At 53.5% G+C, this 564-nt stretch carries 1 rRNA gene; it reads right to left on the reverse strand.

The window, feature by feature from the left end:
* Positions 1 to 459: 459 nt before the first annotated feature.
* Positions 460 to 564, reverse strand: a 5S ribosomal RNA gene (gene rrf / locus V3B64_RS21820); the annotation flags it as partial.

Raw genomic sequence — 564 nt, forward strand, 5'->3', positions numbered from 1 at the left:
ATTGATTCTGGCAACGTATCGCTTGCTTTAAAACAATTAATAGTTGCTTGATCAAACGTCTGCAAGATGGACAATCATCCTTCCTGCAGGCGCCTTCACAAGATACCTGCGCATACTTTCAAAGATCTGGGGAAGTGGCCTCAGCGCCGTTCCCGTGTGCTGCGAAGTTTCCTTCGTAGCGAGCCGCCCATTATAGCCGGCTTTTCCGCTTCGTCAACACCTTTTTTCAAGGCCGCCTCACCGGAGTGGACGTTGTTGCCGATGCCGCTTCGTCGTTGGACCCGAGGGTCTTTCGTCGTTGCGAGCCGCCTATTATGGCAGGCCTTTCAGCTTTGTCAACAACTTGTTTGAGGAACTTGAAGCTCTTCGTGAAGTTGTTGCCGCAAGTCCAGGTCGAAACCGGGTGCCTGCAAAAAAAGGAAAACCCCGCTGCGCATGCAGCGGGGTTTTGGGTGTAAACCCTGGCGATGACCTACTCTCGCATGGCTTGAGCCACACTACCATCGGCGCAGCTGCGTTTCACTTCCGAGTTCGGGATGGGATCGGGTGGTTCCACAGCGCTAA

Origin of the sequence: Stenotrophomonas sp. SMYL86 (assembly GCF_036320025.1) — a bacterium.
GTDB classification, from domain to species: Bacteria; Pseudomonadota; Gammaproteobacteria; order Xanthomonadales; family Xanthomonadaceae; genus Stenotrophomonas; species Stenotrophomonas maltophilia_A.